The sequence below is a fragment of the Rhodonellum psychrophilum GCM71 = DSM 17998 genome (genome assembly GCF_000381545.1).
GTDB classification, from domain to species: domain Bacteria; phylum Bacteroidota; class Bacteroidia; order Cytophagales; family Cyclobacteriaceae; genus Rhodonellum; species Rhodonellum psychrophilum.
In genome coordinates this window covers 29,730-46,121 of record NZ_KB906674.1, presented here as the reverse complement: position 1 = coordinate 46,121, position 16,392 = coordinate 29,730, and the positions used below count along the sequence as shown (strand labels likewise).

15 protein-coding genes are annotated in these 16,392 nt (G+C 42.4%); 13 read left to right on the top strand and 2 right to left on the bottom strand.

From position 1 onward, the window contains the following. Positions 1–4 precede the first annotated feature (4 nt). From F824_RS0103200 to F824_RS0103170, 7 genes are all read left to right on the top strand, one after another. Positions 5–1,072 carry a GumC domain-containing protein gene (locus F824_RS0103200; RefSeq protein ID WP_019596412.1) on the top strand — a complete coding sequence of 356 codons (1,068 nt, stop codon included), beginning with the start codon at positions 5–7 and terminating at the stop codon, positions 1,070–1,072. Positions 1,073–1,093: 21 nt separating this feature from the next. Next, a complete protein-coding gene (locus F824_RS0103195; RefSeq protein WP_019596411.1) occupies positions 1,094–2,410 on the top strand; it encodes an oligosaccharide flippase family protein in 1,317 nt (438 codons plus the stop codon). Next, positions 2,367–3,305, top strand: a complete 939-nt coding sequence (locus tag F824_RS0103190) for a glycosyltransferase family 2 protein (RefSeq protein ID WP_033405098.1) — start codon at positions 2,367–2,369, stop codon at positions 3,303–3,305. Before F824_RS0103195 ends, F824_RS0103190 begins: the two co-directional genes overlap by 44 nt. Further along, positions 3,296–4,693, top strand: a complete 1,398-nt coding sequence (locus F824_RS0103185) for an O-antigen ligase family protein (RefSeq protein WP_019596409.1) — start codon at positions 3,296–3,298, stop codon at positions 4,691–4,693. Before F824_RS0103190 ends, F824_RS0103185 begins: the two co-directional genes overlap by 10 nt. Then, entirely contained in the window at positions 4,690–5,805 is a 1,116-nt protein-coding gene (locus tag F824_RS0103180; protein WP_019596408.1) for a glycosyltransferase family 4 protein, read from the top strand. The genes F824_RS0103185 and F824_RS0103180 overlap by 4 nt, the downstream gene beginning before the upstream one ends. A gap of 41 nt (positions 5,806–5,846) precedes the next feature. Further along, a complete protein-coding gene (locus F824_RS0103175) occupies positions 5,847–6,731 on the top strand; it encodes a class I SAM-dependent methyltransferase (RefSeq protein ID WP_019596407.1) in 885 nt (294 codons plus the stop codon). 203 nt (positions 6,732–6,934) lie between these two features. Continuing rightward, complete coding sequence (locus F824_RS0103170; protein WP_022582260.1) at positions 6,935–7,870, top strand: class I SAM-dependent methyltransferase; 936 nt, start codon at positions 6,935–6,937, stop codon at positions 7,868–7,870. A gap of 652 nt (positions 7,871–8,522) precedes the next feature. On the opposite strand, the gene F824_RS0103165 is transcribed toward F824_RS0103170, so the two are convergent. Then, positions 8,523–9,335, bottom strand: coding sequence for a class I SAM-dependent methyltransferase (locus F824_RS0103165; protein ID WP_019596404.1), 813 nt, complete (start codon positions 9,333–9,335; stop codon positions 8,523–8,525). Positions 9,336–9,528: 193 nt separating this feature from the next. Here F824_RS0103165 and F824_RS0103160 point away from each other — a divergent pair, with 193 nt between their 5' ends. The 4 genes from F824_RS0103160 (at position 9,529) to F824_RS0103145 (ending at position 13,259) form a co-directional block, all read left to right on the top strand. Beyond that, entirely contained in the window at positions 9,529–10,428 is a 900-nt protein-coding gene (locus F824_RS0103160) for a class I SAM-dependent methyltransferase (protein ID WP_019596403.1), read from the top strand. Positions 10,429–10,608: 180 nt separating this feature from the next. Beyond that, positions 10,609–11,775, top strand: a complete 1,167-nt coding sequence (locus tag F824_RS0103155; RefSeq protein ID WP_019596402.1) for a glycosyltransferase family 4 protein — start codon at positions 10,609–10,611, stop codon at positions 11,773–11,775. After that, positions 11,745–12,872 carry a glycosyltransferase gene (locus F824_RS0103150; protein ID WP_019596401.1) on the top strand — a complete coding sequence of 376 codons (1,128 nt, stop codon included), beginning with the start codon at positions 11,745–11,747 and terminating at the stop codon, positions 12,870–12,872. Before F824_RS0103155 ends, F824_RS0103150 begins: the two co-directional genes overlap by 31 nt. Positions 12,873–12,875: 3 nt before the next feature. Next, positions 12,876–13,259, top strand: a complete 384-nt coding sequence (locus F824_RS0103145; protein WP_019596400.1) for a RidA family protein — start codon at positions 12,876–12,878, stop codon at positions 13,257–13,259. A gap of 103 nt (positions 13,260–13,362) precedes the next feature. Here F824_RS0103145 and F824_RS0103140 read toward each other — a convergent pair whose 3' ends face one another. Continuing rightward, on the bottom strand, positions 13,363–14,178 hold the full coding sequence (locus F824_RS0103140) for an ion transporter (protein WP_019596399.1): 816 nt from the start codon (positions 14,176–14,178) through the stop codon (positions 13,363–13,365). 165 nt (positions 14,179–14,343) lie between these two features. On the opposite strand from F824_RS0103140, the gene F824_RS0103135 reads away from it, so the two are divergent. Both F824_RS0103135 and F824_RS0103130 read left to right on the top strand, forming a co-directional pair. Further along, complete coding sequence (locus F824_RS0103135) at positions 14,344–14,928, top strand: Crp/Fnr family transcriptional regulator (RefSeq protein WP_019596398.1); 585 nt, start codon at positions 14,344–14,346, stop codon at positions 14,926–14,928. Between the two features lie 68 nt (positions 14,929–14,996). Next, the gene (locus F824_RS0103130) at positions 14,997–16,244 is read left to right on the top strand and encodes an MFS transporter (RefSeq protein ID WP_019596397.1); all 1,248 of its coding nucleotides are present in this window, start codon (positions 14,997–14,999) and stop codon (positions 16,242–16,244) included. The last annotated feature ends 148 nt before the right edge of the window (positions 16,245–16,392 follow it).

Below are 16,392 nucleotides of genomic sequence, written 5' to 3'. Positions count from 1 at the left end.
CAGCATGGCAAATCAAGAACATATATTGGACGATAAAATCACGTTTAGGGAGGTCATCCTGCGCATTCGGAATTGGGTCAGGTTTTTTGTAGGTCAGTGGAAATTGATATTCTTGGCTGGAGTGATCGGAGTGGGATTGGGATATTTGGTTTCAAAGTTCAAAAAGCCCGTCTACATTGCCGAGACCTCTTTTGTATTGGAGGAATCAGATGCCTCAGGACTTGGGCAAATGTCAGGTTTGGCCTCTTTGGTGGGTGTCAATCTCGGCTCTTTGGGCAGTTCCAGCGGTTTGTTTCAAGGGGACAACATCATGGAGCTCTACCGCTCGGACAACATGATGGGCAAAACCCTGTTGAGCCCTTTCGATTCAAGTCAATTGCTCATCGACCGATTCATCACCTTCAACAAGCTGGATCAAAAATGGAAAAACAAGGTGGATTTCAGTGCGATCGATTTTTCAATTGATCGCGAAAAATTCAGCATCACCCAGGATTCAGTCGTCAAAGAAGTCTCTAAACTTATCCGCAAAAGCCAACTTGCCGTTGACAAACCAAACCGTAAGCTCACCATCATCCAGGTAAACATTTCTTCAAAGGATGAGGCTTTCGCAAAGGTCTTCAATGAGGCCTTGGTGGAGAATGTCAACAGTTTTTATCTGGAAACCAAAACCAAGAAAACCGCTGAGAATCTAAGGATTTTGCAGTCGCAGGCCGACAGTGTTAGGGTCATCCTGGACGGAAGCCTTACTGCTTACGCGAGCAGCACGGATCGAATCCCAAATCCAAACCCCTTGCTCCAAGCGGGCATCGTGGATGCCAAGAAAAAACAGGTGGATGTGCAGGCATCTTCTGCCATCTATTCCGAAATCGTCAAAAATCTGGAAATCGCCAAGGTCAACCATAGAAACAATTCGCCATTGATCCAGCTCATCGACTCCCCGAGATATCCATTGACCCGTTCGGAAATCCGACCACTCAAAGGGATGGTTTTGGGAGGACTATTTGCGGGGATCTTGATGGTGATTTTTCTGTATGTTACCGCGCTCTATCGCATTCACATCAAAGCATCTTGATGGGCCTGACATTTTTTAATCATGTTTGAAAAAATAACCTCATTTCCATTCAGCCACCTTATTCGGAACAAATCCATTCAGAATTTCGCTTTTTTGGTGACCATTCAAGCGTCGAATATATTGATTTCCCTGATTTCCATGCCCTTGTTGATTCAGTCAATCGGCGTGGATCAGTTTGGCTTGGTCAACCTTGCTCTATCTGTGATCATATTGGCCAATATTGTGGTAGATTATGGATATAGTCTAAGTGCTCCACGAGCGGTCGCCCTCCAAAGCAATGACAAAGAGGCGCTGTCTCATATTTTCTCCAATATTATTTCGAGTAAGATGTTGCTGGCTTCCTTGACTTCGGTGGTTATTCTGATCAGTGTTTTTGTTTTTAATCTTTTTCAAGGCTACCAGACGATTCTCATTTTATCGATGTTGATCCTGTTTTCGGAAGCAGCCCTTCCTCTCTGGTTTTTTCAGGGTCTCGAAAAAATGAAATTGGTTTCCATCACCAATATTTTCAGCAAGCTACTGTTTCTGATGGGGATAGTACTTTTTATACAGTCTCCCGAACAATCAAAATGGGTGAATTTCATTTTTGGAGGATCCGCCCTGGTCATCAATCTTTGCCTGTTGCTTTACATTCATTATGAACTGGAAATTAAACTTTTTAAACCTCGACTTAAGGCATTGGTTATTTCTTTTAAAGAAAACATTTTTCTTTTCTTGTCCAATCTAACATCCCACTTTTCAGTGAATGGGGGATTGATCATCCTGAGTTTTTTTTCCAATGCGGAGACTTTGGGAATGTTTAGTTTGGCGGAAAAAATCTCCTTTGTCCTCAGAATGTTTCCCGCATTGGTGATTCAATCCATTTATCCAAATGCTTCCAAGCTTTATCAAAATGACAGACCGGGGTTTTATCGATATCTGAGAAAGATATATTATACCGCCATTATCCTCAGCGTGATTATATCAATGATGACCTTCCTGCTTGCACCCTTTATCGTCAAGGTCATGACCAAGCAGTATTTGGAAGAATCCATCTTATACCTTAAAATTTTGTCTTTTATCCCTTTTGTAGCCTGCTTGAATATTTTGAACATCACTATTCTTTTGGTCACAGATAGAAAAAACCTCCTTTTCAGATTGTCTTGGACGATGTGTATCTTTATGTTGGTGGTTTCAATTGTTCTGGGATTAAATTTTGGCGGCACCGGGTTATGTTTTGGTTTGTTGGCCAAAGAATTATTTGTGTTTTTCGTGGGTCTAGTACTCATCTATAAAAATGAAAAAGCGATCTTCAATGGAATCACTTCAAGTCTCTTCGGTAGCCATCATCATCATTAATTGGAATGGCTTTCCTTTTACACTCCAATGTATTCGGTCATTGGAAAACACATTGTATCCTTCTTTCAAAATAATTGTCATAGACAATGGTTCCACGGATAACTCTCTCCAAAAACTCCGGGAGGCTTATCCCGCCCACCATTACATCGGTCTTGCTGAGAACATCGGCTTTACAGGTGGCAACAATGTGGGAATGGCCTATGCTTTGGAAAATGGATTTGACAATATTTTATTGCTAAATAACGACACGGAAGTTTCCCCTGATTTTCTCGATCAATTGATCTTATTCCAAAAACTTCAGCCCAATGCAGGTCTGATCCAACCTTTGATATTTTTCAATCAACAACGAAAAATCATCTGGAGTGCCGGAGGAAAATACAATTCCCTTTTGGCAATCCCCACCACTCTTCACGACCGAAAAACAATCGACCCACAGCTCATTCCTGATCGGGAACTCGACTGGGCAACCGGTTGCTGTTTGCTGATTTCCAAGGAGGTATTACAGGATGTGGGTTTTATGGTGCCGGGATATTTTGCTTATTTCGAAGACGTGGATTGGTCTTTGCGAATGAAAAAAAAGGGATATCAAATATTCTTGGCGAGTAAGGCTATAATTTTTCATGAAGCGGGTGCTTCCTCTAAAAAAACCCATAGTGAAGGCACATTGAGCGCAACCGTGTTTTACCTCCATGCCAGAAACCAAATCTTTTTGATTCGCAACCATGGCCTTTTTCCTTTTGCTCTTTTGGCCTTTGGCTATCAGTTATTGAAATATATGGTTTGGATCTCTTATTTTTGCCTGAGAAAAAGATTCAAGAAAGCAAAAGCTGTTTTGCGCGGAATCAAAGATGGCTTTCAATTGAACCCTGAATCTAATACACCATTATGTCCATAATTTTTTTCTTAATTCTAGGAGGAAGTTTTGTTGTCTTGACGCTTATCGTCTTGCAGCAAATCTTCCTAAAGGCAAAATGGGAATACAGCATTTATTTCCTTTTGCTTTATCTGCCTATTTATATCACGATTTTAAGCCTTACCCTTCAAGCGACAAATTCAATTTTATTAGTCAAATTTTTTCAGATTTTAAAGGAGTTGGTGGTGGTTTGTAGTGTCCTTGGCTTTTTGGTCTACCAAAAGAATGTCTTGGAATACCCTTTTAGACTCCATCTCGTGGACAAATTATTTTTAGCCTTTGTCGGGCTTGCAATGCTTTATCTTTTTTTGCCCATCGGGGCTCCCTTCTTGAATAAGGCACTGTATATGAAAAGTATTCTGATTCCTGGGTTCGTCTACTTTATTGGGCGCAACACAAATTTTTCGGATTTGGAAGTAAATAGAGTTTTTCAATTGATTTTCTTTGTCACCATCGCGGCCTTTGTGGTCAATATTTTTGAAAAATCCATCGATACCCATCTTCAATCTTTGACGGGTTATGCAAATTACAATGCGGTAATCAGCGACATTGAACCTGCGGGACATTTCGGCTTAACATGGACCTTTGAAACTCAGGCGGTAACCAAACGCTTGGCTTCTTTCTATGCGGATCCATTGGAATTGGCCAGCTCCGTGTTGATGGGCTTTTCGGCAGGACTGATCTGGTTTTTGACTTCCAAACGAGAAAAATGGTTTCTTTACACCGTTGTGATGTTTTGTGCAATGATGGGCTTGTTTTTTTCAGCTTCCAGAGCAGCTTTTGCGGCCTTCTTTCTGATGGTTTTCTTCATTGCCTTGATTTTCAAACTAAATAAGCTCATCGTTTCTGGAGTGTTACTGGCTGTATGTTTTTCGGCCTATATCCTCTTCTTTGCCACAGATGATCTTTACTATTATGTATTGGATACTTTGACGTTTGAAAACACTTCCAGCATGGGCCATGTCATCGAATGGCTTCTGGCCCTGGACTCTATGGTCGCCAATCCTTTGGGAATAGGTTTGGCCATGAGCGGAAATTTCGGCAGCGTGGAGGATGAACTTCGCATAGGTGGCGAAAACCAATTTCTAATCTTTGGCGTGCAATTGGGTTGGATAGGCATGCTTCTTTACATCTTGCTATTGGCTTACAGCATCCGATACTCACTTAAGGTATTCAATCAAACGCCCAATACAATGACTGCGCGAATCGCATTTGTGGCGGCAACTGTCAAATTCGGATTATTATTGCCGCTTTTCACTGCAAATGTAGAAATCTACACGTATGTTTCCTGGGTGACATGGTGGATGGTCGGCTACAGTATTCGGGAATACCAAGCCCTCAACACTCATCAACCGACCTTGGCAATATGAAAAGAAAAGTATTGGTCGACTTATTTTACCTCAATACCGCACTTACGGGAATCAAAACCTATATGGTGGAGTTTTGTCAGGCGGTCCTTGAAAATGAAGAGAAAGAAATCCAATATATCTTCACCCATGATTTTCAAAAACAAGCCAACAAATCTACTTTTAGGGGAAATGTTGCCTATTGGAAAAAGTTATATTATCACCTCTATTATTTTTTTTGGAAGCAGGTTTTGCTCCCGTTCAGGGTCTGGAAAGAAAAACCGGATGTACTCATTTGTTTTGATTTTCTTGCACCCGTCATTCCACTCCCCACCAAAAAATTGGTTGTGGTTCATGATGCTTTTTTCTGGCAAATGCCACAGAATTACAATGCTATCTGGAGGAAGTATTTCCTGAAAATGTTTTTTTGGGGAATCAAGGGAAATACCACACTGATCACCACCTCCAATTATTCCAAGAATTCCCTTCAACGAATAGCAGGGATCACAAATCCCATAAATGTAATTTACCAATGTCCCAAATTATTGCCAGAAACACCAGAAACAGACGTTATCGCTTTGCATGACCTGCATCGTCAATCATTTTTTCTCCATGTCGGCAGTTTTGACAGAAGAAAATTGCTTCCAGTTTTGGTTCAGGCATTCGGTATTTTTGACCAAAAATATCCTGAAAAATTGAAATTGGTGTTGGCTGGGGAAAAAGGACTTAGCACCAATTTGGATGATTATCAAAAAGTGGTGGATAAAATAAAAGAATTAAATTTGGAGGGAAAAGTAATAATGACCGGATTCCTTTCGGATGAGAGTGTCAAAACACTCTATAAAAATGCTTTGGCTTACGTATTCCCTTCTTCAAATGAAGGGTTTGGAATTCCCATCATTGAAGCCATGTGCAATGGATTGCCGGTCATCCTCTCTGACCAAGAAGCCTTGGTGGAAGTAGCCGGAGGAGCGGGATTGATTACGGGAATGGGTGATTTTCAGGATTTGGCCATGGCAATGGAAACCGTATATATTCGGCCTGAATTCTGCATCCAAATGATCGAAAAAGGATACTTGAGGAAAAATGAATTTACCCGAAAAGCTTTTTATAAGGAGTTTCGCAAACACTTATGAAAACCAGCACTTTTCTTAAAAAAAATTAGTCCAAAAACTTTATGATTTTATATCGGGAATGCCCCATTTGTAATTCTTCAGACCTGAAAGGTTATGCAATCGACTGCCACAGACCGGGACCGCATATTTCCAGAGTTGAGTGTCAAAAATGCAAATTGGTATTTGCCAATCCCATGGCAGATGCTTCAGAATTGTCGACATATTACTCCAATTATTATGAGAAACCCCAATATGAAAAAACGCATTATAAAAACCTGATTTTAGATCACTTTCAGAGAATCAAATCCTTGAATCCCCAAGAAATTTTTAAAGAAGCCGCTTATATGGCGCATTATCCCGACAATGAACGTTTTTTGGATGTGGGCTGTGGATTGGGATTGGGCCTGGCATATGCAAACCGATTGGGGTTTGATTTGTACGCCACAGAATTTGATTCCGGTGCGCTGGAATTTGTCCAGGAACAATTTAAAGTCGAAGTCTTTCAGGGTGAATTGTTTGACGCAAATTATCCAGACAATCATTTTAGTTTTGTCTATATATCCCATGTGATCGAACATGTACTTGACCCCATCCAATATATCCGGGAAATCCACAGGATATTAAAACCAGGTGGTACCATGGCAATCGGAACCCCAAATATGTCAAGCAACCTCTACAAAGGATACCGAATGATAAAACTGCTCTCCTTGCAGGTTCCTTTAATCATCGATGGAGTGGAGCACACCTTTATTTTCCCCAAAAAACTACTTGCACAAATCTGCAAAAACGAGGATTTTGAGGTGGTTCAACACTTTACTCACGGCATGGGGGAGAAGCTTCAAAACTTACTCACCTATAAAATTTCATTCCAAAAAAGAATGGCAAAGCTTATCCAAAATTATTTCCAAGTCAACCAATGGATTATTTGTAAAAAACCTGAATTGTAAAAATTCATCTTCATCCCATGATAAAAAGAATCATTTGGGAAGCTGAATTTAAAACAGAACGAACCTCATCAAAAATCTGAATTTCGCGTCTGACCATTATTTTCCTGAAAAATTCAATAGTTTTGTCCCATCATTCTTTTCGATTCACGCCGTTTTTTTGAAACAAAAGAGGATGAAAAAATTAAATCAAAACCCATATTATTTTGAACGAAGCCAAAATAGACAAATCCAACACCTGTGTGGCTTGCGGAAATTCTCAGGACAATAGGATTTTCCAATCCACCGAAAGAATGTTCGGTCTCGGAGGTTCCTTTGATTTTTTGGAATGCAGTTCCTGTCAATCGGTCCAGCTGATTGCCGTTCCGAAAAAGATGGATGCGTATTACCCCAATAATTACTACGCCTTTGGCAATCTGGTCAAAAGCGATCGTCTCAAAAATCTGATCAAGAAAATTCGCTGGTCCCTCGCTTCAGCGAACCTGCTTGCTTCTGGAAATCCGGCGTATCTCACTTGGCTGAAAACCCTGCGCGCAAAAACAAATGAGCATATTGCCGATATCGGCTGTGGAAACGGTCAATTGGTATACGAAATGAAGAGCTCGGGTTTCAAAAACCTTTGGGGCTTTGACCCTTATCTTTCCCAAGAAACCAAAACCAATGGTTTTCAACTGCTGAGAAAAAGCATTGATGAGGTGTCCGGAAAATTTGACGTCGTCATGATGCACCATTCCTTTGAGCACATGGAATTTCCAAGGAAGGTTTTCGAAAAATTATCCCAGATTGTAAAAAAAGGCGGGAGGCTACTCATCCGGGTACCCGTCACGGATGGGGAAGTTTGGAAACAAGAAGGAATTTATTGGTTTCAACTGGATTCTCCCAGACACTTTTATATCCCCAGCGTAAAAGCCATGAAAATGATTTCATCCGATTTCGGGTTTTCGATGAAGCCGGTTGTGTTCGACAGTGGTGCCAACCAATTTTGGGGACCCATTCTCTACAAAAAAGGGATGAAATTTGCGGGCACAGACCTTTCGCTGGAGTTTACCGCAGAAGAACTCTTGGACTATGAAAACAAGGCCATCGCCCTCAATCAGGAAAACAAAGGAGATCAGGCATGCTTTTATTTTGAGAAAATTTAAGGCTGGATTGGGAATTTGAGGTGCTTGTAAGGCTCGGGAATTTGTCCCATCCCTATGGGATTTTAATAAAGAGTAACACGTATTTCAGGGGATTGAAATCCCCTGTTAAGATTTCTGGCATCGCTACGCGATTGAAAATACGATCCCCCCAACAAAAGCCGTAGGCTTGGTTCAAATCTTAACCCCAGAATTCATTGTGGGGATAGCAGAAAACAATCTCCCGATCAAAGTGCCAGCGACACGAAGGAAAATTTCGCCCCATATGATCAATGCCCGAAAGAACTTCCGAAATCCCCTGTTAAGATTTCTGGCATCGCTACGCGATTGAGAATACGATCCCCCAACAAAAGCCGTAGGCTTGATTCAAATCTTAACCCCACAATTCATTGTGGGGATAGCAAAAAACCATCTCCCGATCAAAGTGCCAGCGGCACGAAGGAAAATTTCGCCCCATATGATCAATGCCCGAAAGAACTTCCGAAATCCCCTGTTAAGATTTCTAGCATCGCTACGCGATTGAGAATACGATCCCCCCAACAAAAGCCGTAGGCTTGATTCAAATCTTAACCCTACAATTCATTGTGGGGATAGCAAAAAACCATCTCCCGATCAAAGTGCCAGCGGCACGACAGGAATTTTACCTAAAAAGAAATCAATACCTGGGCAATTCCTTTTTCCAACCCTGGTTCTTTTTGACCCGAACGATTATTTCCAATTCCTCGGATAGGAAGCCAGTGAGATTTCCGATTTTTGAGAGGATCTTGAACATCAAAAAAGGCCCTTTCATTTCAAATTCCTTGTAATGGTATTTGTGGATCTCCACCTCAAAATCGTCGCTGAGCAATTGAAAATATCTTTGGACCTCTTTGGCAGAGTATTCTTTCCAATGATGGCCATAGGTCACCTTGTCCAAAATGTCCTCGGCTGAAATCCCTATTGAATTGAAAGTGACCATGTTTTTCACACTTCTCACAATATTGGGCAGATTGAAACTGTTAGGCGTGGAGATATAGATCATCCCACCATCCGCGGTTTTATGATGGATTTTTTTCCAGAAATTCACCGGGTTAAAGGTGATATGTTCCATGATTTCGGTGAATAAAATCAGATCATATTCTCCCTCAATGGCATCCAATGCATGAAAATTGGCAAGGTCATTTTCGGAAATTTCTTTAATACCCAATTTTTTTGACCGCTCTTTCACAAAATCCAGTTCCCAAAATTCAGAAACATCCACGCCATGGAGTTCATGCCCCAATGCATTGATGATGTAGGAAGTATGCAAATAATGACTCCCCAGTTCAAGAACCCTTAATTTTTTCCCTGTCGGATTTTTACTCACCACAAAATCATAAAGCCTTTCGAATCGCCTTTTATGAAAATTAAAATATTCAGTATCCTGGGGCTTATTCGTGTTCAACACCTCCACTTCGAGGCTTTTAAAAATATTTTCTTTTGTGTTCATTTTGAATTTTTGGAATTAAAAATGATAAAGCCGGGGCTAAAGATGAATCTGTTTCTGGGTGAATGAACAACAAAAATATAAATTACCGTCCAGCTTATCACCTTTTCAGATTTATTTCAATAAATTTTAATGCCTACCTTTGCCTTCTGAAGTTCGAATTCGGTTTAATCTTCCCCAATTTCTTTCCCTTTTCATGAGGCAAATCAAGTGCCCTGTCTGTAATGCTCCCGCAAAAAATTCCCCGCCGGAATTGGCTTTGGTTCCTTGCCATCAGTGTGGTCTTACCTGGACCTTTATTGAAAAAGCCATCGATGCGGAAGCCCTTTATGAGGACGAGGTGTATGCAGTGGTGGACAACAGGAAATCCATTTTTGAAAAAATCATCTTTGGGGAAGCGAAGAAAGTAATCGCAACGGTCTCCACTTTGCTTGGCCACGAAAAAAAGACCAAGGTCCTGGATTTTGGCTCCGGTAAGGGGCAGTTTTTAGTACAGGCAAAGCTTTCGGGATGGGAGACTTTGGGAATCGAGACATCCCCTTCCCGAGCGGCTTTTGCCCAGGAAAAATACGGTTTGGAAATCCAAACGGGCTTTTACCAAGGAGGAAAAATAAATACCGGAGAATTTGACCTGATCACGCTTTTTCACGTCTTGGAACATCTTCCTGAACCGGTAGCACTCCTGCATGAATTGACCAATAAAAACCTGTCAAAGTCTGGAGTTTTGGTGATCGAGGTACCGAACTACGGCAGCTGGCAATCCCGGATCGCGGCCAAGGACTGGATGCACTTGGATATTCCGAGGCACTTGAGTCATTGGACAGCTGATCAGCTGAAAAACCAAATGAAGACCATCGGGTTCATCCCCGTAAAACAACAGGGATTTTCGATTCACTTGGGCGTTCTGGGCATGTTGCGGGCAATTTTGGGAAAATTCGGGTACCGAGGCAACATCATCTTTGACCTAAAAAACAGACGAAAACCGCTGCTTTTGGCAAGCATTCTTGTGACTTTGCCCTTGGCTTTTGTTCTGGAAAGTCTTTCCACGCTTTTCCAAAAAGGGGGTGTTTTGCGAATCTATTTCAGGAAAGACTAAGGATGTATTGCCCTGGGATCCTGATCGACCGGATCTCCTTAAAATCGATTATCTGTGAAAAAAAGCCGGTTTTTATACCAAAAAGATCAATCAGATAATGACTTATTCACATATTCTCTGCTTTTTTATTTTATTCCTCCTATTTTTGCAAACCCAAAGAATTTAATAGGCAATTGCTAAATGCAACAGAGAGGTAAAGTCATTTTTTTACATAGTTCATCCGAACTTTATGGAGCATCCAAAATCCTGCTTTATGTGCTTGAGATTTTTAGGAAATCGGGCTTTGACGTTTTGGTGATCCTTCCGGGAGAAGGCCCTTTGAAAACCGAAATTGAACAGCTGGGCTTCAGCGTACAAATCACCAATCTCGGCATTCTCCGGCGGAAACATTTCCATCCCATGGGGATTTTGAACAGATTCAAAAGGCTTTTTATTTCATACAGATTTCTCAAAAAAATACAAAAGCAAGGGGAAATAAGTCTGATCTATTCCAACACCCTTGCAGTGCTCGTCGGGGCCATTTTTGCAAGAAGAAAAGGAATTCCGCACATCTGGCATATCCATGAGATCATCAAATCCCCAAAAATCATGATCAAGTTTTTGGCCAGATCTATCGATGCCAGCACCTTGTATCCAGTGGTGGTTTCTGATGCCGTGGCCAAACATTGGGAGGGTTATCTAAAAAAAGCCAAACCGCAAGTCATCTACAACGGACTGGACTATGGTCCTTTTTTGGAACCTGAAATCGACGCAAAATATTACCTTCAAGTCCCCATCAACAAGACCGTTATCACGATGGTAGGCAGGATCAATCCCGGAAAAGGCCAACTGTTTTTTTTGGAAATGGCCAAAGAATTGATTCAAAAACACAAAAATGTACACTTTTTGCTAGTGGGGGATCCATATCCCGGATACGAGGGAATACATGATGCCATAAAATCCTTTATCGAAGAGAATGGATTGGCGGCAAGTGTCCAAGATTTGGGTTTCCGATTGGATATCCCGGAGATTCTAAAAGCAACAGATATATTTGTCCTGCCCTCCATCCTGCCGGACTCTTTCCCCACTGTGGTCCTGGAAGCCATGGCTACGGGATTGCCCATCGTGGCCACCAAATCCGGTGGCGCCGAAGAAATGATCAACGAGGGAGAGACAGGATTCCTTATCGAAATCGGTGACCGTAGCGCAGGAGTAGAAATGCTTGACCGGTTGATAACCAATCCTGAATTGGCAAGACAAATGGGTAGAAAAGGGCAAATTAAGGTCCAGGAAGAATATAGTTTTGAAAAATTCAACCAAAACATACAGCAATTGATATGTCAGATATCTCCAAAGAAAAGAAACTAAAGGTAGCCATGCTCGGTGCCAAAGGCTATCCTTATGTATATGGGGGATATGATACCTTGATGAAGGAAATGGGAGAAAGACTGAACCGAAAAGGAGTTGAAGTAAGGATTTACTGTCACAGTTCCCTTTTTCCGGTAAAGCCTCCGGTAGTAAACGGCATCAAACTGGTTTATATACCCGGGATCGAAACCAAAAGTCTGAGCCAATTGTCCCACTCGTTTTTTTCCATCCTTCATGCCTGCTTATCGGATGTGGATGTGATTTTCGTGGTCAACAGTGCCAATGGCCCCTTTGGCTTTCTCACCAAGTTTTTTGGCAAACCAACCGCCATCAATGTGGACGGTTTGGAATGGTTAAGACCAAAATGGAAAGGTTTTGGTGCCAAATACTTCTTGTGGGCATCCAAATTGGCAACAAAACTTTACGATCGGGTCATCACGGATTCTGTAGAAATGCAGAAAACCTATCTCGAACTTTTTGATGCGCCTTCCACCATCATCGCCTACGGTGCCAATCCCGCACATGATTCCAATCCCGAAAGAATCAGAAATTGGGGTTTGGAACCTCAGGGCTATTACCTTATCGTGGGCCGTTTGGTTCCGGACAACAATGCCGATCTGATCATCGAAGGATTTGTCCAATCCAAAACCAAAAGGAAATTGGTGATCGTCGGAGACATTCCCTATACAGATGCCTATGTGGAAGAATTGAAGGCAATTGAGGATGATCGCTTGTTGTTTACAGGTTATATCACCGATCCCGAAGAATTAACGGCCTTGTATCACCAATCTTTTGCCTATTTTCACGGTCATGAATACGGCGGCACCAATCCGGCAATGCTCAAAGCATTGGGATATGGTTGCGCCATTTTAGCCCTGAACACCCGATTCAACCAGGAAATGCTCCAAAATGGAAAACATGGCTGGTATTTCGAAAAAAGCCATACCGCGGTTTTGGAAATCATCGACAGGGCGGAGCAGTCCCCAATGGAATTGGATACGTTGAGATCCACCTCAAGGGATGGCCTCACCCAAAAGTACAACTGGGACTATGTGACGGATCAATATTTGGAAGTCTTCAAATCCCTAAAAAAATAAGCTATGGAAAAGGAAATCATCTATTCACAAGAAGCACCAGCACCGATAGGACCCTACAGCCAAGCGGTAAAAGCAGGAAATACCCTGTATGTTTCTGGTCAAATCGCATTGGATCCGGAAACGGGCGAGTTGATCAATGAAAACATCACCGAAGAAACCCATGCTGTCATGAAAAATATGGAAGCAGTCCTTAGGGCCGCAGGCTTTAGTTTTGGCGATGTGGTCAAATGCACCATCTTCATCAAAAACATGGATGAATTTTCAACCATCAATGAAGCCTACGGACAGTATTTCAAAAACAATCCCCCAGCCCGGGAGACCGTAGAGGTCAGCAGGCTTCCCAAAAATGTAAATGTGGAAATTTCCTGCATTGCAGTGAAGGGCTAACGAAATATTCAGCTCCCGGGAGAATTCAGAAATATATGCTTCCGGGAGCTGATTTTTTTATCCTCAATTCACAGATTGAAAAAGATCATTTTCCAAGCCCGAATCAAGGCAAGGTCGTGCCACAGTATTTGCAGTACAAAGCGTCAAAATCATGATTGCCCGCATGGCATTTTGGACAGCCAACTTCTTTTTCTTTATTCCGTTTTCTTTTGGCTTCCGTCAGTTCTGAGGAGACTATTCCCGTCGGAACTGCGATGATCGCATAACCCAACAACATGATCAAAGAGGCCGCAAACTGACCCAAGGGCGTATTCGGGGTGATGTCGCCAAAGCCGACAGTCGTCAAAGTAACAATGGCCCAATACATGGAAACCGGAATGCTGGTGAAGCCATTGGCCGGACCTTCGATCAGGAACATCAACGTTCCCATCACCAAAACAATGGTGAGTACAGAGCCCACAAAAATCTGGATCTTAAGCCGACTGCTGTGCAATGCAGCAACCAAAATCTGGGCCTCTTGCATGTGTTTGCCCAATTTTAGCACCCGAAGTACCCTCAAAAACCGCAATGCCCTGACCACAGCAAATAGCTGCGTATTGGCCACCAAAAGACTTAAAAAAGAAGGCAGAATCGCAAACAAATCCACCATTCCATAGAAGCTGAAAATATAACCTTTTGGCTTTCTGCTCAACCATATCCGCAATCCATATTCAATGGAAAAGAGAATGGTGAAGCCCCACTCCAGTTGATACAAAAATTCTCCGTAATCCAGATGGATCTGCCGAACAGAATCCAAAATAGCGACGCCCACACTCAAAAATATCAAGACCAAAAGAACCACATCAAAAGTTTTGGAGGCCCAATCATCCGATTCGAAAACGATATGGGCAAGTCTGGCTTTACTGGGAAATTTTAGCATGGATTCCTGGGATTGTTCCAGATTGATGATTTTTTAAATTGGTTGAAGGATTTTTATCCCGCAAATTTAGACTCAAATTAGAAAATAGAACGGATATTGGGAAAAGATTTGAATCTACCTACTTTATTTTACAAGTAAAAAGGGGAATCCCCATAACTTTTGGAAATGATGCCATCCCAAGCACAGTTTGAAAACCTCTTCCATTATTTCAAGAAATTCAATTCGATTTCAAAGGCCGCAGAAGAAGCCCTCGTGAAACTATGTTCCCACATTAAAGTACCGAAAAACAAAGATCTCCAACCGATTGGCTACACCTGCAAGACCATTTATTTTATCGATAAAGGAATTGCCCGTATCTATTATTACAGAGAAGGTATAGATGTGACCGAATTTTTCGCCTCCGAAAACAGCATCATTGTGCGCGCGGAAAGCCTATTTACGGGGAAACCCAGCCGAAAAGCCATCCAGGTATTGGAGGATTCGGAAATAATCGGGGTGGATGCTGTGGCACTTTTCAAATTGTATGACCAGTTTCCAGAGATCGAAAGGCTCTTCCGGAAAATCTTCGAAACTGCCTATGTGGAAACCGTAAACCGAATAGAAAGCATTCAGTTTCATTCCGCAAAAGAACGATACGAAGCCTTGCTTTTGGATTCCCCAGACATCCTTCAAAGGGTCCCCTTGAAACACATCGCTTCTTACCTTGGCATTACGCAGGTAAGCCTGAGTCGCATCAGGGCACAGCGGTGATTATTTAACATATGTAAAAGGAATCGGCTGCCCATAACCCGAATTTTGCAGGACAATAAACTGCAAGAATGGAAAAGATACAGCTGGGACTGAAGGAAAACTGGAAACAATTTGCGCTATTGGTCATCATCAATGCCTTTGTGGGCGGTATGGTCGGATTGGAGAGAAGCATTCTCCCTCAAATCGCCGAGATAGAATTCAACCTTACAGCCAAGACAGCCATTCTTTCCTTCATCATTGTCTTCGGGATCACAAAGGCCATCACCAATTATTTTGCAGGGGTTTTTGCCAATAAAATCGGACGAAAAAACCTGCTGACCATCGGCTGGATGTTTGCCATTCCCGTGCCTTTTATCCTGATGTTTGCGCAGGACTGGAATTGGGTCATTGCGGCCAATGTGTTTTTGGGTATCAATCAGGGACTCGCCTGGAGCAGTACCGTGGTCATGAAAATCGATTTGGTCGGTGAAAAACAACGGGGTTTTGCCATGGGTCTCAATGAATCGTCTGGGTATATTGCCGTGGCTTTGGTCGCTTTTTTAACGGGCTATATCGCATCTGAATTTGGCCTAAGGCCTTATCCCTTTTACCTCGGCGTGGTCATGTCTTTTTTGGGGCTTTTTGGAAGTATTTTCTTAATCAAGGACACAAAACACCATGTTCAGGCAGAAAAAAACACCAGCACCACACCAAAGCTCAAAAACATATTTTGGGAAACCACCTGGAAAAACAAAAATCTTGGTTCCGTCACCCAGGCCGGACTTGTCAACAATCTGAATGATGGCATGGCATGGGGAATCTTTCCGGTACTTCTGGCCACCAAGGGTTTCAATTTGGAACAAATCGGAATCGTCACCGCCATCTACCCCGCTGTCTGGGGGATAGGGCAGTTGTTTACCGGAAAGATGGCGGATATTTTCTGTAAGAAAAATCTTCTTTTCGTTGGAATGCTCCTTCAGGGACTGGTCTTGATGGTTTTTCTTTATGCAGAAACAATGACCCATTTCATCGTGCTCTCCGCCCTTCTCGGCTGGGGAACGGCCATCGTTTACCCCACTTTTTTGGCGAGTGTCGCGGACAACACCAATCCGATAGATCGGGCAGGCAGTATTGGTGTATTTAGACTTTGGAGAGATTTGGGCTATGCGATCGGAGCGATCCTAACCGGTATTATTGCAGACTTTTATGGAATCAATTCCGCCATCCTTTTGATCGGGGTCTTGACGCTGATTTCCGCGGGGATCATCCTCGTCCGGATGAAGTGCACAATTCAATTAGGGACAAAGGGTATTGCTTGCGCGAACCTACCTGGTTGATCAGGCGTGTTGGCCTTTGGGGACCAGGCCATGGTCGGAGATTGATATTTGTGGGGTGATGGTCTGTGAGGACACAGACCATGGTAGTAAAAACTAGAATCCAGACCATGGTTCAGATGGAAATAGAATGATGGTCTGTGGGGACACA